Source organism: Shewanella sp. T24-MNA-CIBAN-0130, assembly GCF_040310185.1.
Classification (GTDB): Bacteria; Pseudomonadota; Gammaproteobacteria; order Enterobacterales; family Shewanellaceae; genus Shewanella; species Shewanella psychromarinicola.
The window spans coordinates 1-273 of sequence record NZ_JBEOPP010000304.1 but is presented as its reverse complement, the minus strand read 5'-3'; the positions used below and the strand labels follow the sequence as shown (position 1 = coordinate 273).

At 42.9% G+C, this 273-nt stretch carries 1 protein-coding gene; it reads right to left on the bottom strand.

What is annotated here, in order from left to right; genetic code table 11:
- A partial coding sequence (locus AAEZ02_RS22485; protein ID WP_351125265.1) for an AAA family ATPase occupies positions 1 to 273 on the bottom strand: 273 nt, incomplete at both ends.

Here is a 273-nt window from a genome sequence, read left to right as displayed (position 1 = left end):
AACCTGGCCTTCAGCCATGGCTTCTAATAGCGCTGACTGAACTTTAGCTGGAGCACGATTAATTTCATCTGCTAGGATTAGATTATGGAAAATTGGCCCCGCTTCAAATTCGAATGTCCCTGTTTGCTGACGATAAATATCAGTGCCAGTTAAATCGGCAGGCAATAAATCGGGAGTGAACTGAATACGATGAAACTCGCCTTCTACTCCATCACATAATGCTTTTACTGCACGAGTTTTGGCTAAACCAGGAGGACCTTCAACTAATAAATG